The sequence below is a fragment of the Staphylococcus sp. 231237_7MaSpsaltlick genome (assembly GCF_043107035.1).
On record NZ_JBICNX010000009.1, the window covers coordinates 11,868 to 27,355 of the forward strand.

Genomic DNA, 15,488 nt, shown 5'->3' on the forward strand with positions numbered 1-15,488 from the left:
CATAATTGGAAATAGTACAGTAACTTGCTTTAACTTTTATAAAAAATAATAATAAAAAAAGACTTCTCCGAAGAGAAGTCTTTTTTAGGATTATAAGTGGCTTGAGTGTCCACCTTGCATTACCCAATAAGTACCGATAACAGTAATTAAAGTAATGATAATCGCAAATATAACTTTGAATCCTTGTAAATTTCCATCTTTACCTTCAGTTAAGTGCATGAACATTAATAATTGAACTGCAGCTTGTATAAAAGCAAAACCAAAGATGATGGTAATCTTAGCATTAAGTGCCATAGATGTGTATAAGGTTACGAATACTGCTAAGATCGTTAGAACGATTGAGGCAATAAAACCTACAGTATGTTTTACAATTGTATTCATCCGCTAAACACCATCCCTATCATATATACGGCAGTAAAGATGAAAATCCAAACAACATCTAAAAAGTGCCAATATAAACTGACTATAAATAATTTAGGAGCATTGTCTTTATTTAATCCTCGCATTGCAACTTGAATTAATAAACAAATAATCCAAACAATACCTAATGATACGTGGGCACCATGTGTTCCTAGTAGAATAAAGAAGCTAGACCAATAAGAACCAATAGTTAGATTAACACCTTCGTGTACGTAATGCGCAAACTCATAAATTTCAAAGCCTACGAATACAGCACCTAAAAGGACTGTGATAATCATCCAGATCATCATTAATTTTTCTTTTTCTTTTCTCATATAGTATATTGCTATACCACAAGTGTAAGAACTAATTAATAATGCAAATGTCATTATTAATATAAGTGGTAATTCAAATAATTCAGTAGTCATTTTGCCGGCATAATCGCCGCCGTGTTGAAGTGTTAATAATGCCGCAAACAACGTACCGAATAATGAGAATTCTGCTGTAAGGAAAATCCAAAAGCCAAGTCTATTTAAATTACCTTCATGCGAACGTTGGTCAATTGTGTTTGCATCATGACTCATGACTTACAGCCTCCCTTTCTTTAATACGTGCATCACGTAAACGTTTTTCAGTTTCTGCTACTTCAGACGCTGGTATATGGTAACCGTGGTCTATTTGGAAACTACGATAAATCATTGTACCGAAAATACCTAATAAACAAATTATTGCTGGAATAAGTGTTTCGAAGATAAGGAAGAATCCACCAATAGTGAAGAAAATTCCCATCCAGAAACCAACAGGTGTGTTATTTGGCATATGGATATCTGTATAATTATGGTTATCTAAATAATGACGACCATGTTCTTTCATATCTACAAATGTGTCATAGTCATTCCAATCTGGAGTGATAGCAAAGTTGTATTTAGGTGGCATTGCGCTTGCAGTTGCCCATTCTAACGTACGACCTAAACCATCCCAGTTATCGCCAGTAGCTTCACGTGGTGCTTTGAAGAAGCTGTATACGATACTTGCAACTAAGAACATAAAGCCTAATGCCATCATTAGGGCACCGACAGTTGAAATTACGTTTAGTAACCACCAACCATCTTCTGGCATATAAGTATATAAACGACGAGGCATACCATCTAAACCAAGAATGAATTGTGGTATGAAACAAATGTTAAATCCGATTATGAATAACCAGAAACACCATTTGTTTAATGTTTCGTTTAACTTAAATCCAGTCATCTTAGGCCACCAGAAAATTAAAGCACCTAGACAAGCAAATACAACACCAGCCACTAATGTATAGTGGAAATGCGCTACTAAGAAGTACGTATTGTGGTATTGGTAGTCTGCTGCTGCCATAGAGAGCATTATACCAGTTACACCACCTATTAAGAAGTTAGGTATGAAACCTAATGCGAATAGCATTGGTGATTCAAAGGTGATACGACCTTGATAAAGCGTAAACAACCAGTTAAAGATTTTAACACCAGTTGGTATACCAATCAGCATGGTTGAAATTGAGAAGAATGAGTTAATTAATGCACCATTACCCATTGTGAAGAAATGGTGAACCCAAACTAAGAAACTTAAGAATGCGATACCTGCAGTTGCCCAGACCATGCTTTGATGACCGAATAGACGTTTACGTGCAAATGTCGGAATAATTTCAGAGTAAATACCAAATGCTGGTAAGATAACGATATACACTTCAGGGTGCCCCCATACCCAGAAGAAGTTAGCCCATAACATTGGCATACCACCGTTTGCAACTGAGAAGAATGCAGTGTCGAATATTCTGTCAGTCGTAAATAGTGCTAGTGCAACTGTTAATACAGGGAAAGCCAAGATAACGATTAATGACGTAATAAAAGTAGTAACCGTGAACATTGGCATTTCCATGAATTTCATAGTTGGTGTTTTACATCTAAGTATAGTAACAAAGAAGTTTATACCGGTCATTAATGTACCGATACCAGAAATTTGTATTGCTATTAAGTAATAGTTAACTCCAGGTCCTGGGCTGAATTCGCCTGCAAGTGGTGCATAGTTTGTCCAACCAGCTGCAGGTGAACCTCCGACTATAAAGGAAAGGTTGAATAAAATCATACCTGAGAAGAATAACCAGAAACTTACGTTATTTAATATAGGGAATGCAACATCGCGTGCGCCAATTTGTAATGGTACTACGACATTCCATAAACCAAAGATGAAAGGCATTGCCATAAAGATGATCATTATTACACCGTGTGTACTAAAGACCTCATTATAATGGTTTCCTTCTAAAAATGTGTTATCTGGAATTGCTAACTGCGTACGCATCATTAGTGCGTCGATGCCGCCACGTACGAACATTAATACCGCACAGATTAAGTACATTGCACCAATTTTTTTATGGTCAATAGATGTGAACCATTCTCTATATAGATATTTCCATAATTTAAAATAACTAATTACTGCGATCACAGCAATGATTGCGAAAGGTGCACCAATTTGTGCCATCGTTATCATCCAGTTACCTTGAACGAGTAATTGATCCCATGGAAAATTCATTAATGTCCACCTCCATTTTCATGGTCTTTTTTCTCTATTTTAGATGCTTTTTCATCTTTAACACCTTCAGAGATTTTTTCCATTTCATCCATATTATGTGATTCTTCATCTTTGAATTCACTATCATATGGTTCATTATTGCCTAGAATCATGGCTTTCATTCCATGACGCTCATAGTTTGCATTTGTGATTTGTGGTTTACGTGCAGGTTTATCTGGTTTATCTAATACATCTTCTTTTATTTCTTCTGGTGTATTAAAGTTTGGATCTTTCTGCACATAATTGAAACGATCATAAGCATAGAAAATATACTCAGGATCAGCTGCAGGATCAACAAATGCTAAATGCGTACCACTGAAAGTTAAATTTTTATTTTCAGTAGTTGGTAAAAGTTGCTTATCAAATGTATCTTGGTCCAATACTTTTTTGATTTGAGCATCTTTTACCCAATTCTCGAATTTACTTTGGCTTACAGAATTAACATCAAATGTTTGACGTTCGAAGCCTTCACCATTGAAGTTTGAGTTACGTCCTCTGAACGTACCTTCTTCACTAGCTGTTAATGTCCAGTCCATTGTCATACCTGTCATCGCATATTTTTGGCCACCTAATTGTGGAATCCAGAAACTTGTCATCATATCCATTGATTGGAGTTTGAAGACAACAGGGCGATCTTTCGGAATAGTTAAATGATTAACTGTTTCGATTTTTTGTTCAGGATAACTGAAGAACCACTTATAACCAGCGCTTGTCGCATAAACAACAAGTGGATCGTCTTCTTTCTGTGGTTTTTCCTCATAATTGTAAAGTGAATTAACCGTTGGGATGGCTAAAGCAATTACAATAATTACAGGAATAATAAACCAAATTGTTTCCATTAAAGAATTGTGGTGCATCTTTCCTGATTCTTTAGTATTTCCTATTCTATATTTATATAGGAAAACCGTGAATAAAATAACAACAGCGGCAATAATAACAAGCATGAAGATGATTGAATACATAATCAAAAACTTCGTATCGCTTGCCATCGGCCCTTTTGGGTTTAAAACTTCTACGTTAGAACAACCACTAAGCAAAATTAGCGAGCCAAAGAGTAGAAGCAAAGACTTAAATTTTGACACTTTTTTGACCTCCTAATACTACAAATGTAGGGCTTACCATCAATTTTAAGATATTACGCAATATTTACAAGTGTTTGTACGAAAAAAAATATTGTAAAATTAAAAGAAACCCAACAAACTCAACGTCTGGTGGGCTTTCAAAGATTTGTTAAAATTATGTGTACATTTTGTGAAAAGTGTCATATTTAAGACGATAAGCCAAAATCGGTCACAAAACAGTGATAAACATTATCATTTAGGGATATATGTATTAAAATTATAAAATTATTTTACTTCAATATAACGAATAGATTTATTTGTTGCGCCATCTGAATCCTCAACTTTATATTCGATTTTATATTTACCAGCTTTTTTGGTGTTAATATTACCGTCAACTTTGATTTTATGTGTAAGATCGCCATCTTCTTTATCATAAGCACGTATGCCATTTAATATATTGTAGTCATCGCCTTTATCGATAATTGTATCATTAATCCCTTTAAGTTCTGGGATTGAATTTTCAGTAGCTTCTGCGCTTAAATTAGGTGATACAAGTGTAGCTGATACACCTAATGCAGACAAAGATTGTATTAATTTATTCATTACGTAACCTCCGAACGCAAAACATTAATTTTATTTAATCTTACTATACTTTAATTTGCTACATTATACATCATACTATAGTCCTAATATAGCTTATTTCTATAAATTTCATTGTAATTTCCGGTTAAAAATATGTAAATTGAACTTTTTGTGAATTTTATCACAAAAATCTTTTGTAACTTTCAATTTTGTAATAAGATAAAAATGTAAAAAAGAATTAAATAAAAATTAGGGGTGTAATTAATGTTGAATGAAAAAGAACGAGATATTATTAAGGAAACTGTTCCGGTATTACAACAAAAAGGAGAAGAAATTACATCATACTTCTATAATAGAATGTTTACCAGACATCCTGAGTTAAAAAATATGTTCAATCAAACGAATCAAAAAAAAGGCTTACAATCTACTGCGTTAGCGCATAGTGTATTAGCGGCAGCAACCAATATCGATGATTTAACACGCATCATGCCAGTTGTTAAAGAAATTGCTTATAAACACTGCGCGTTACAAGTGCCAGAAGCCGGATACGATATTGTGGGAGAAAACTTATTGGCAGCTATTCAAAATGTACTAGGGCTACCAGAAGATGATGTGATTATTGCTACGTGGGCAAAAGCATATGGTGAAATAGCTTCCGTATTTATTAATGTTGAGAAAGATATTTACGATGAGATGGCTTGGGATGGTTTTAAACCTTTTGAAATTATTAATATAGAACCAACAACTTCAGATATCAAGGTGTTTACCGTTAAGTCAAATGAATATAACTTAAGTAAATTTGAGGCAGGTCAATATATTACTGTAGACGTAGAAAGTGATAAATTGGAATATCGTGCCAAACGTCACTATTCCATTATTGAAGGCGACGAACATACATTAACTTTTGCAGTGAAAAGAGATGTAACAGATTTTCACGAGGGAGAAGTATCAACCATTTTACATGATGAGATGCAAATAGGCGGGACAATAAATTTATCAGCTCCAGTAGGTGGATTTGGTGTAGTAAATAACACAGCGCCTCAACTATTTATTGGTTCAGGTATAGGTGTCACTCCGTTAATTCCAATGTTTAACGAAGTAGCAAGCTCAAATGTAAAAGTAGACTTTATTCAAAATGTTGAAAATATAGAAGAAATTCCTTTTTACAGTAGAATAGAAGATATTGCAAATAATAACGATAATGCATCGTATATTATTCATGATAAACAAAAAACGGGATATATGGATGCAACGTATCTAAGTCAATTTATTTCAGCAGACACTGAAATCTATGTTTGCGGAGGTGTTAAATTCCTGAAATCAATTATTACTACATTGAAAGAAATGGGTGTTGAACAACAACATTTACATTTCGAATCATTTATTCCTAGATTAAGCGTAGGAGTATAACTTTCTACAATTGATATTCTTTATTGATAAATTACACATTGAGCAGATTTTAAGTCTCAATAAAGTAAGAGAGCTAATCACTTAGATTGGCTGTCTGTTATATGTAAAATTTTTTTGTTAATTGAGAATAGATTGAGTTGCTTTGCGCTTAATGTCTTACACTCATAATAGTCTTCGGGATTTCAACATGTTAAAAAATTTCATAAAACAAATAAACGTCAATTTCTATTGGAATAATTTAGAAATTGACGTTTATTTTTTGGGTAGAAAACTTTACGTTTAAACTTTTCAGCTTTTTTATAAGCAATAGGAGACAGTCAAGCAAGGCGAGATAAATTGATTATAACTAGCACTTGATAACCAGTCATGATTGCCTTTTGAACAGGTTTATCCATGTTCTCTGCTTTAATAAATAATTACCCTATTTTTAACTCATTAAATATTTAACAGACGTTATTTATTTGACTATTCAATACCTCTACGCATTTTTTCAGCTATAAGAGTGTTGTTTAGTACCATAGTAATTGTCATTGGGCCTACGCCACCTGGAACCGGTGTAATAGCGCCAGCTACTTCTTTAACTTCATCATAAGCGATATCACCTTTTAATTTGCCGTTTTCATCAGGAGTGTTACCAACATCTATTACGACTGCGCCTTCTTTAACATCATCTTTAGTTACTAAGCCTGGACGTCCGACAGCACTTACGATAACATCAGCATTTTTCAAGTGACTATGCATATCTTTTGTTCTTGAATGCAAGATTGTAACAGTTGCATTTTTTTGAAGTAATAATTTAGAAACAGGTTGCCCAACAATATGACTTCTGCCAATTACAACAGCATCTTTACCTTCTAAATCAATGTCAGCATGATTTAGAAGTTCCATGATTCCTAGTGGTGTACATGGAACAAAAGTTTGTTGGTCAATATATAACTTACCGATATTTTCTGGATGGAAGCCATCAACATCTTTAGCTGGATTTATAGATTCCAGTATTTTTTGTTCACTTACTTGTTCAGGTAATGGCACTTGAACTAATATACCACTCACACTATCATCTTCATTTAAGCGTTTAAGCTCTTTTAATACATTTTCTTCAGAAGTTGACTCATCTAAATGTACAATTTCAGAAATCATACCAATTTTTTCAGCAGCCTTCTTTTTTGAATTAACATAACTTTGGCTAGCGCCATCATTACCCACTAAAATAACAGATAATTTAGGTGTGTAACCTTTAGATTGTAAAGCTTCAACTTGATCTTTAAGCCCTTGTCTGTAATCTTTAGCAATTTGTTTTCCGTCTAAAATCTTTGCGACCATGAAAAATCCTCCTCGAATGTATGAACTTTACTTAACATTAACATAAAAACCATGGCAATTAACAACCAAAAGACGTAAATTATGTACTTTTTTTTGGTTAAAGTTCGATTTTTGATTGAAAAAGCATGGTTTAATTGTTATGCTATATCTGTAATATACATCTAATAGTAGTGACATTTCAAATTTCTGAAAGGGTGTTCGTTTTGAAAGTGGTAGTCATAATGGGTAGTTCATCAGATTGGGAAACAATGAAGGAAAGTTGTTCTATGTTAGACCAATTAGAAATTCCGTATGATAAGAAAGTTGTTTCAGCGCATCGTACGCCACAATTAATGGTTGATTTTTCTAAAGAAGCAAGAGCAAATGGTTATGATGTTATTATTGCAGGTGCAGGCGGTGCCGCTCATTTACCTGGCATGGTTGCATCGATGACAACATTACCAGTAATTGGAGTACCAATTGAGTCAAAAAGTTTAAAAGGACTAGATTCATTATTATCAATCGTCCAAATGCCAGGAGGTATTCCAGTGGCAACTACAGCTATAGGCAAAGCTGGAGCGAAAAATGCAGGTGTACTAGCTGCAAGAATACTAAGTATTGATAATCAATCAGTCCAAAAAAATTTGGAAAATTATGAAAAATCATTAGTTCAGAAAGTGAGTGAAATGCAAGATGAACTTCAATAAATTAAAGTTCGGCTCAACAATCGGTATTATCGGTGGCGGTCAATTAGGTAAAATGATGGCACAATCAGCTCAAAAGATGGGTTACAAAGTAATCGTACTTGATCCTGATCCAGCATGTCCATGTCAGTACGTCGCACATGAATTTATCAACGCCGAGTATGATAATCAAGAAGCATTGGAACAACTTGGTGAGTTATCTGATGTCATCACTTACGAATTTGAAAATATATCAGCCGATCAATTAAAGACACTTGTCTCAAAATATAATATTCCTCAAGGATATCAAGCTATACAATTACTCCAGGATCGATTGACTGAAAAGCAAACATTACAAAAAGCAAATTGCAAAATTGCGCCATTTGTACAATTATCTAAGACGGATGATTTGAATATTGCTATAGAAACAATCGGTTATCCTTTTATCGTGAAAACAAGGTTTGGTGGCTATGATGGTAAAGGTCAAATATTAGTTAATTCAGCATCAGATATAGATGAAGCAAAAGCACTTTTAGAAAAACAAGAATGTGTTGCTGAGCAATATTTGCAATTAGAAAAAGAAGTATCCCTAACAGTTACCATTGGTAATGACAATCAAATCACATATTTTCCACTACAAGAAAATGAACACCAAAATCAAATTCTCTTTAAAACAATCGTACCTGCTCGCACGGAGCATGAAAAAGAAGCAGAAGCTCGAAATGAAGTTGATAAAATAATCAAAAATATTCATTTCGTAGGTACTTTTACAGTTGAATTCTTTATAGATGGTGAAAACCGTTTATATGTAAATGAAATTGCACCTAGACCGCATAATTCCGGTCATTATTCAATTGAAGCATGCGATTTTTCACAATTTGATACACATATTTTGGCTATTACTGGTCAAAAATTACCAGAACAAATTGAATTGTTAAAACCAGCAATAATGATGAACTTATTAGGGAAAGATTTAGATTTATTAGAAGACCAATTTAGTGAGCATGCTGAATGGCATGTCCATATATATGGTAAAACATCTAGAAAACCTAATAGAAAAATGGGGCATTTAACAGTGTTGACAACTGACATAGATAAATGCGAACAAGCACTACTTGATAAATTTGAAGGGAGATCTCAATAATGTCTTTATTATATGAAGGTAAAGCAAAAAGAATATTTTCGACTGGTGAAAATGATGTATTACGTGTTGAATACAAAGATGAAGTTACTGCAGGAAATGGCGCTAAAAAAGATTTAATAGAAGGCAAAGGTCGTTTAAACAACCAAATCACTTCTCACATTTTTAACTATTTAAAAGCAAAAGGTGAGAAAAGCCATTTTATCGAGCAGATATCTGAAACAGAACAACTTGTACAATCAGTTGAAATCATCCCTTTAGAAGTAGTAGTCAGAAATATTGCTGCAGGTTCTATTACTAAAAGACTTGGTTTTGAAAAAGGACATGAATTTGACGAACCACTTGTGGAATTCTTCTATAAAAACGATGACCTAAATGATCCACTAATAACAGAAGATCATATTAAGTTACTACATTTAGCTGAAGATAATGAAATAAATTCATTAAAAGAAGCGGCAAAGGATGTTAATGCAGTTCTAGTTCAATTAATGGATGAAATGAACTTACGGTTAGTCGATTTCAAAATAGAGTTTGGCCGTACAAATGATGGACAGATTTTACTAGCTGATGAAATTTCTCCTGATACATGCCGTATTTGGGATAAAGATAGCGATACAAATTTTGATAAAGATGTATATAGAGAAGATAGAGGATCAATCATTGAAACATATCAAACTTTTTTAAATAAACTGGAGGCTTTATAAAAATGAAAACAATTGAATTACACATCACATTACAACCACAAGTATTAGATACACAAGGACAAGCATTAAACCGTGCAGTTCACGATTTAGGCTATAAACAAGTTAACGATATCCGTGTTGGAAAAGTTTTATATATGACAGTAGATGAAGCTACAGATGCTGAAGTACACAATGTGGTTACGACATTAAGTGAAAAACTATTTGCTAATACTGTCATTGAAGAATATAGCTATAAAGTATTGGAAGAAGGAGAGAAAGCATAATGAAATTTGCAGTGCTAAAATTTCCAGGCTCCAATTGTGATAGAGATATGTATAATGCGGCTATAAAGTCTGGTGTACAAGCAGAATATGTTGATTATCGAAATACTTCTTTAGATGGTTTTGATGGCGTGTTAATTCCAGGAGGTTTTTCATTTGGAGATTATCTACGTTCAGGTGCAATGGCTAGTGTGGCACCGATTACTGAAGAAGTGAAAAGATTTGCTTCAGAAGGCAAACCAGTATTAGGTGTTTGTAATGGATTTCAGATATTAACAGAAATAGGACTATTACCCGGCGCATTACTACATAATGATTCGCACTTGTTTGTCAGTCGCAATGAGTCTTTAAAAGTTGTTAATAACCAAACAGCATACACAAATCTATATGATAAAAATGAAGTGGTAGTATACCCAGTTGCACATGGTGAAGGACACTATTACTGCACGCCTGAAACATACGAAGCTTTAGATCAAAACAATCAAATTATTTTAAAATATGTTGATAACCCAAATGGTTCATTCAATGATATTGCTGGCATAGTAAATGAACAGGGAAATGTTTGTGGTATGATGCCACATCCAGAACGCGCAATTGAATCAATTTTAGGTACAGACAGTGGCGTGAAGTTATTTGAAGCAATGGTAAATAGTTGGAGGGAACAAAATGTCTAAGTTTATTGAACCGAGTGCAGAAGAAATTAAATTAGAACAATTGTATAAAGATATGGGCTTAAGTGATAAAGAATATGAAAAAGTTTGCGAAATTTTAGGTAAAGAACCTAATTTTACAGAAATAGGCATCTTTTCTGTAATGTGGAGTGAACATTGTTCTTATAAACATTCTAAACCATTCTTAACGCAGTTCCCAACTTCTGGTGAGCATGTATTAATGGGACCGGGTGAAGGCGCAGGTGTTGTGGATATAGGTGATAATCAAGCTGTTGTATTTAAAGTTGAATCACATAACCATCCATCTGCTGTAGAACCTTATCAAGGTGCGGCAACAGGGGTCGGCGGTATTATTAGAGATATCGTATCTATTGGTGCAAGACCTATTAATTTATTAAATAGCTTACGCTTCGGTGAATTAACTGAAAAACAAAATCGCCGTTTATTACGTGGCGTGGTTGCTGGTATTGGTGGTTATGGTAACTGTATAGGTATCCCAACAACTGCCGGCGAGATAGAGTTTGATGATAGATATGATGGAAATCCTTTAGTAAATGCTATGTGTGTAGGTATCATCGATCATGATATGGTTCAAAAAGGTACAGCAAAAGGTGTAGGCAATTCAGTGATTTACGTTGGATTGAAAACTGGTCGTGACGGCATTCATGGCGCTACTTTTGCTTCTGAAGAATTAAGCGAAGATAGTGAAAGTAAACGCCCATCAGTACAAATCGGTGACCCATTTGTTGGTAAAAAACTTATGGAAGCTACATTAGAAGCGATTACGTTTGATGAACTTGTAGGAATACAAGACATGGGAGCTGCAGGGTTAACTTCATCTTCTTCAGAGATGGCTGCAAAAGGTGGCAGTGGTTTACATTTACGTTTAGAACAAGTCCCAACTAGAGAAAAAGGTATATCACCGTATGAAATGATGTTATCAGAAACACAAGAACGTATGTTACTTGTTGTTGAAAAAGGCACAGAACAAAAATTCTTAGATTTATTTGATAAGCACGAATTAGATAGCGCTGTAATAGGTGAAGTAACAGATACAGATCGTTTTGTATTAACGTACGAAGATGAAGTGTTTGCGGATATTCCTGTGCAGCCTTTATCTGATGAAGCGCCTGTTTATGTATTAGAAGGTGAAGCGCCAAACTACAATGAAAGTAAAAATGATTATAGTAAAGTAGATGTAGAGTCTGTATTTGATGAATTATTACAACATCCTACAATTGCATCTAAACGTTATTTATATGAACAATATGATCAACAAGTTGGTGCTAATACAATTGTGAAACCAGGGTTGCAATCATCAGTAGTTCGAGTAGAAGGTACGAATAAAGCAATCGCATCTACGATTGACGGTGAAGCACGTTATGTATTTAATAACCCTTATGAAGGTGGAAAAATGGTTGTAGCGGAAGCATACCGTAATTTGATTTCCGTAGGTGCCACGCCTTTAGCAATGACTGACTGTCTAAACTATGGATCACCAGAAAAGAAAGAAATTTATCAACAGTTAGCGGATTCAACGAAAGGTATGTCAGAAGCGTGTGAAGTCTTAAATACACCAGTCGTATCAGGTAATGTATCACTTTATAATGAAACAAGAGAAACATCTATCTTCCCTACACCAGTTGTAGGCATGGTTGGATTAATCGAAGACATCGATTATTTAAATGATTTCCAACCAAGTGCTGGCGACACTTTATATGTAGTAGGTGACACAAAGGATGATTTTGGTGGTAGCCAAGTTGAGAAGTTACTTTATAAGAAAGTAAATCATGAATTTGAAGCAATTGATTTATCTGATGAAGTACAAAAGGGTGAATCTATAAAACAAGTAATTCGTGATGGAATCGCATCACACGTTCAAACAGTTGGAAAAGGCGGCTTACTGTTGACGTTAGCGCGTATGAGTGCACATTACCAACTTGGATTAAACGCACAATTAAATGTAACGAACGCTCAATTATTTAGTGAAACACAAGGGCGTTATATTGTTGCAGTGAAAGAAGGACAAACGTTAGATATAGAAAGTGCAATTGAAATTGGACAATTAACACACGACGATCAATTTAAAGTAACTAATAATGAGATTCAAATAACACGTGATGTTCAAAACCTTACTGATATATGGGAAGGAGCAATACCTAAATGTATGACAGCAACGGATTAAATGAAGAATGCGGTGTGTTTGGCATATGGAATCACCCCGAATCTGCGCAACTAACTTATATGGGGTTACACAGTTTACAGCATCGTGGGCAAGAAGGTGCTGGAATTGTGTGTTCAAATGGTGAAAAGTTAATTGGTGAACGTGGTTTAGGCTTATTAACAGAAGCGATTTCTGATATTCAACTTGAAACTTTTAAGTCTTATCAACATGCTATTGGACATGTAAGATACGCTACATCTGGTAATAAAGGTATTGAAAATATCCAACCATTTTTATATCACTTTTACGATATGAGTGTTGCAGTTTGTCATAATGGAAACCTTATAAATGCACAAAGTTTAAAGCGTTCATTAGAACATCAAGGGTCTATTTTTCATTCATCATCGGACACAGAAGTCATCATGCATTTAATTAGAAGAAGTAAAGCACCAACCTTTGAAGATGCATTCCAAGAAAGTTTGAGAAAGATAAAGGGTGGATTTACTTTTGCTATTTTGACTAAAGATGCATTATACGGCGCAGTTGATCCTAATGCAATCAGACCATTAGCTGTAGGTAAAATGAAAAACGGCTCTTATATGATTGCGAGTGAAACATGTGCGATTGATGTCTTAGGTGCAGAATTTGTGCGCGATATTCATGCAGGAGAATATGTTGTGATTAATGACGAAGGCATTAGAGTAGAGTCATACACGAGACACACGACGACTGCTATTTCTGCGATGGAATATATTTACTTTGCTAGACCTGATTCTACAATTGCTGGTAAAAATGTACATGCAGTTAGAAAACAATCTGGTAAGCAACTAGCTAAAGAAAGTCCAGCTGAAAGTGCAGATATGGTTATCGGAGTGCCGAACTCTTCATTATCTGCTGCTTCTGGTTACGCAGAAGAAAGCGGCTTGCCTTATGAAATGGGCTTAGTTAAAAACCAATACGTTGCACGAACATTTATTCAACCAACCCAAGAACTACGTGAACAAGGTGTACGCGTAAAATTATCAGCGGTTAAGGATATTGTACAAGATAAAAATATCGTGCTTGTAGATGATTCAATTGTCCGAGGTACAACTAGTAGACGTATCGTGCAAATGTTGAAAGATGCTGGAGCCAGAGAAGTACACGTACGTATCGCGTCGCCTGAGTTTATGTTCCCAAGTTTTTATGGTATCGATGTTTCGACAACAGCTGAACTTATTTCTGCTAACAAATCACCAGAAGAAATAAGCGAACATATTGGGGCAGATTCTTTAGCTTATCTATCAGTTGATGGATTGATTGATTCCATTGGACTTGATGTAGATGCACCATACAGTGGATTATGTGTAGAAAGTTTTACTGGTGACTATCCAGCAGGACTTTATGACTATGAAGAAGATTATATAGCGCATCTAAGCAATCGCCAAAAAGCATATATAGCAGATCATAAACAATTCTTTGATAGAGAGGGTAATTTAAATGTCTAAAGCATATCAACAAGCCGGTGTAGATATTAATGCAGGTTATGAAGCAGTAAATCGTATGTCTAGTCACGTTAAGAGAACAATGCGCAAAGAAGTACTTGGTGGTTTAGGTGGTTTTGGGGCAACATTTGATCTATCACAATTAAACATGAAAGAACCATTACTTGTTTCTGGCACAGACGGAGTAGGTACAAAATTGAAATTAGCAATCGATCACGGTAAACATGACACAATTGGTATTGATGCCGTTGCTATGTGCGTCAATGATATTTTAACTACAGGTGCAGAGCCACTGTATTTCTTAGATTATATTGCAACACATAAAGTTGTCCCAGAAGTCATCGAACAAATTGTCAAAGGGGTAAGTGACGGTTGTGAAGAGACACATACTGCTTTAATTGGTGGAGAAACTGCAGAGATGGGTGATATGTATCACGAAGGTGAATATGACTTGGCAGGATTTGCTGTAGGTGCGGTTGAAAAGAGTGAATATATTGATGGTTCTTCAGTAAAGCCAGGTCAAGTTATTATAGGACTTGAATCTAGTGGAATTCATTCAAATGGATATAGCTTAGTTAGAAAATTAATCGAAAAATCTAAGATTGATTTACAAGATAACTACAACGATGAACAAACATATTTAGAAGCATTTCTAGAACCAACAAGGTTATATGTCGCTCCAGTATTAGCTGTTAAAGAAGCGGTTAAAATTCATGCCATGACACACATTACAGGCGGCGGATTTTATGAAAATATTCCTAGAGCATTACCGGAAGGCGTCACTGCAAATATCGACGTACAGCAATTCCCAACGTTGCCAATTTTTGATTGGTTGCAACAACAAGGAGAAATTGAAACTGAGGAAATGTACAACATCTTTAATATGGGTATTGGTTTTACAATCGTAGTAGATGAGTCACAAGTACAAACAACCTTAGATATTTTAAACAAACAAAACGTAAATGCTTATGCAATTGGGGAAATCGTTGAAGGCGAAGAACCAATTCAATTAACGGGGGTATAAAA

15 protein-coding genes are annotated in these 15,488 nt (G+C 34.8%); 9 read left to right on the forward strand and 6 right to left on the reverse strand.

The genetic code is table 11. The features are described 5' to 3' along the window. Window positions 1–90 precede the first annotated feature (90 nt). The 5 genes from qoxD to ACF91D_RS17405 form a co-directional block, all read right to left on the reverse strand. Window positions 91–381 (reverse strand): cytochrome aa3 quinol oxidase subunit IV, encoded by a 291-nt coding sequence (qoxD, locus tag ACF91D_RS17385; RefSeq protein ID WP_039067608.1) that lies wholly within the window; start codon window positions 379–381, stop codon window positions 91–93. Next, window positions 378–983: a cytochrome aa3 quinol oxidase subunit III gene (qoxC, locus tag ACF91D_RS17390; protein WP_029379103.1), complete on the reverse strand. Its 606-nt coding sequence runs from the start codon at window positions 981–983 to the stop codon at window positions 378–380. The genes qoxD and qoxC overlap by 4 nt, the downstream gene beginning before the upstream one ends. After that, window positions 973–2,961 (reverse strand): cytochrome aa3 quinol oxidase subunit I, encoded by a 1,989-nt coding sequence (qoxB, locus tag ACF91D_RS17395; RefSeq protein WP_039067606.1) that lies wholly within the window; start codon window positions 2,959–2,961, stop codon window positions 973–975. The genes qoxC and qoxB overlap by 11 nt, the downstream gene beginning before the upstream one ends. Further along, a complete protein-coding gene (gene qoxA, locus ACF91D_RS17400) occupies window positions 2,961–4,082 on the reverse strand; it encodes a cytochrome aa3 quinol oxidase subunit II (RefSeq protein ID WP_392437455.1) in 1,122 nt (373 codons plus the stop codon). Before qoxA ends, qoxB begins: the two co-directional genes overlap by 1 nt. Window positions 4,083–4,346: 264 nt before the next feature. Then, window positions 4,347–4,664, reverse strand: a complete 318-nt coding sequence (locus tag ACF91D_RS17405) for a DUF5011 domain-containing protein (protein ID WP_039067603.1) — start codon at window positions 4,662–4,664, stop codon at window positions 4,347–4,349. Between the two features lie 243 nt (window positions 4,665–4,907). Between ACF91D_RS17405 and ACF91D_RS17410 the strand changes: the two genes are divergently transcribed. Then, on the forward strand, window positions 4,908–6,053 hold the full coding sequence (locus tag ACF91D_RS17410) for a globin domain-containing protein (RefSeq protein ID WP_107550049.1): 1,146 nt from the start codon (window positions 4,908–4,910) through the stop codon (window positions 6,051–6,053). A 465-nt stretch (window positions 6,054–6,518) separates the two neighbouring features. Here the strand turns inward: ACF91D_RS17410 and folD are convergent, their stop codons facing one another. Continuing rightward, window positions 6,519–7,376, reverse strand: coding sequence for a bifunctional methylenetetrahydrofolate dehydrogenase/methenyltetrahydrofolate cyclohydrolase FolD (folD, locus tag ACF91D_RS17415; RefSeq protein WP_039067601.1), 858 nt, complete (start codon window positions 7,374–7,376; stop codon window positions 6,519–6,521). A gap of 203 nt (window positions 7,377–7,579) precedes the next feature. On the opposite strand from folD, the gene purE reads away from it, so the two are divergent. Genes purE through purM form a run of 8 tightly spaced genes read left to right on the forward strand, consistent with a single transcriptional unit; the run spans window position 7,580 to window position 15,486 of the window. Further along, window positions 7,580–8,062: a 5-(carboxyamino)imidazole ribonucleotide mutase gene (gene purE, locus ACF91D_RS17420; protein ID WP_069792909.1), complete on the forward strand. Its 483-nt coding sequence runs from the start codon at window positions 7,580–7,582 to the stop codon at window positions 8,060–8,062. Further along, a complete protein-coding gene (gene purK / locus ACF91D_RS17425) occupies window positions 8,049–9,182 on the forward strand; it encodes a 5-(carboxyamino)imidazole ribonucleotide synthase (protein WP_101051327.1) in 1,134 nt (377 codons plus the stop codon). Before purE ends, purK begins: the two co-directional genes overlap by 14 nt. Further along, a complete protein-coding gene (gene purC, locus ACF91D_RS17430; protein WP_107549887.1) occupies window positions 9,182–9,883 on the forward strand; it encodes a phosphoribosylaminoimidazolesuccinocarboxamide synthase in 702 nt (233 codons plus the stop codon). Before purK ends, purC begins: the two co-directional genes overlap by 1 nt. A gap of 2 nt (window positions 9,884–9,885) precedes the next feature. Continuing rightward, the gene (gene purS, locus ACF91D_RS17435) at window positions 9,886–10,146 is read left to right on the forward strand and encodes a phosphoribosylformylglycinamidine synthase subunit PurS (protein WP_017724119.1); all 261 of its coding nucleotides are present in this window, start codon (window positions 9,886–9,888) and stop codon (window positions 10,144–10,146) included. Beyond that, complete coding sequence (gene purQ / locus ACF91D_RS17440; RefSeq protein WP_107548675.1) at window positions 10,146–10,817, forward strand: phosphoribosylformylglycinamidine synthase I; 672 nt, start codon at window positions 10,146–10,148, stop codon at window positions 10,815–10,817. Before purS ends, purQ begins: the two co-directional genes overlap by 1 nt. Further along, a complete protein-coding gene (purL, locus tag ACF91D_RS17445; protein WP_069792907.1) occupies window positions 10,810–12,999 on the forward strand; it encodes a phosphoribosylformylglycinamidine synthase subunit PurL in 2,190 nt (729 codons plus the stop codon). Before purQ ends, purL begins: the two co-directional genes overlap by 8 nt. Beyond that, on the forward strand, window positions 12,978–14,465 hold the full coding sequence (purF, locus tag ACF91D_RS17450; RefSeq protein WP_039067592.1) for an amidophosphoribosyltransferase: 1,488 nt from the start codon (window positions 12,978–12,980) through the stop codon (window positions 14,463–14,465). The genes purL and purF overlap by 22 nt, the downstream gene beginning before the upstream one ends. Next, window positions 14,458–15,486, forward strand: a complete 1,029-nt coding sequence (gene purM / locus ACF91D_RS17455) for a phosphoribosylformylglycinamidine cyclo-ligase (protein ID WP_069792906.1) — start codon at window positions 14,458–14,460, stop codon at window positions 15,484–15,486. The genes purF and purM overlap by 8 nt, the downstream gene beginning before the upstream one ends. Window positions 15,487–15,488: the final 2 nt, after the last annotated feature.

Bases quoted from the DNA above. Each gene is read 5' to 3' on its own strand.
- purM (WP_069792906.1), top strand. From the start codon at position 14,458: ATGTCTAAAGCATATCAACAAGCCGGTGTAGATATTAATGCAGGTTAT.
- purK (WP_101051327.1), top strand. From the start codon at position 8,049: ATGAACTTCAATAAATTAAAGTTCGGCTCAACAATCGGTATTATCGGT.
- purQ (WP_107548675.1), top strand. From the start codon at position 10,146: ATGAAATTTGCAGTGCTAAAATTTCCAGGCTCCAATTGTGATAGAGAT.
- qoxC (WP_029379103.1), bottom strand. From the start codon at position 983: ATGAGTCATGATGCAAACACAATTGACCAACGTTCGCATGAAGGTAAT.
- ACF91D_RS17405 (WP_039067603.1), bottom strand. From the start codon at position 4,664: ATGAATAAATTAATACAATCTTTGTCTGCATTAGGTGTATCAGCTACA.
- qoxD (WP_039067608.1), bottom strand. From the start codon at position 381: ATGAATACAATTGTAAAACATACTGTAGGTTTTATTGCCTCAATCGTT.
- purL (WP_069792907.1), top strand. From the start codon at position 10,810: ATGTCTAAGTTTATTGAACCGAGTGCAGAAGAAATTAAATTAGAACAA.
- purS (WP_017724119.1), top strand. From the start codon at position 9,886: ATGAAAACAATTGAATTACACATCACATTACAACCACAAGTATTAGAT.
- qoxB (WP_039067606.1), bottom strand. From the start codon at position 2,961: ATGAATTTTCCATGGGATCAATTACTCGTTCAAGGTAACTGGATGATA.
- purC (WP_107549887.1), top strand. From the start codon at position 9,182: ATGTCTTTATTATATGAAGGTAAAGCAAAAAGAATATTTTCGACTGGT.
- ACF91D_RS17410 (WP_107550049.1), top strand. From the start codon at position 4,908: ATGTTGAATGAAAAAGAACGAGATATTATTAAGGAAACTGTTCCGGTA.
- purF (WP_039067592.1), top strand. From the start codon at position 12,978: ATGTATGACAGCAACGGATTAAATGAAGAATGCGGTGTGTTTGGCATA.
- folD (WP_039067601.1), bottom strand. From the start codon at position 7,376: ATGGTCGCAAAGATTTTAGACGGAAAACAAATTGCTAAAGATTACAGA.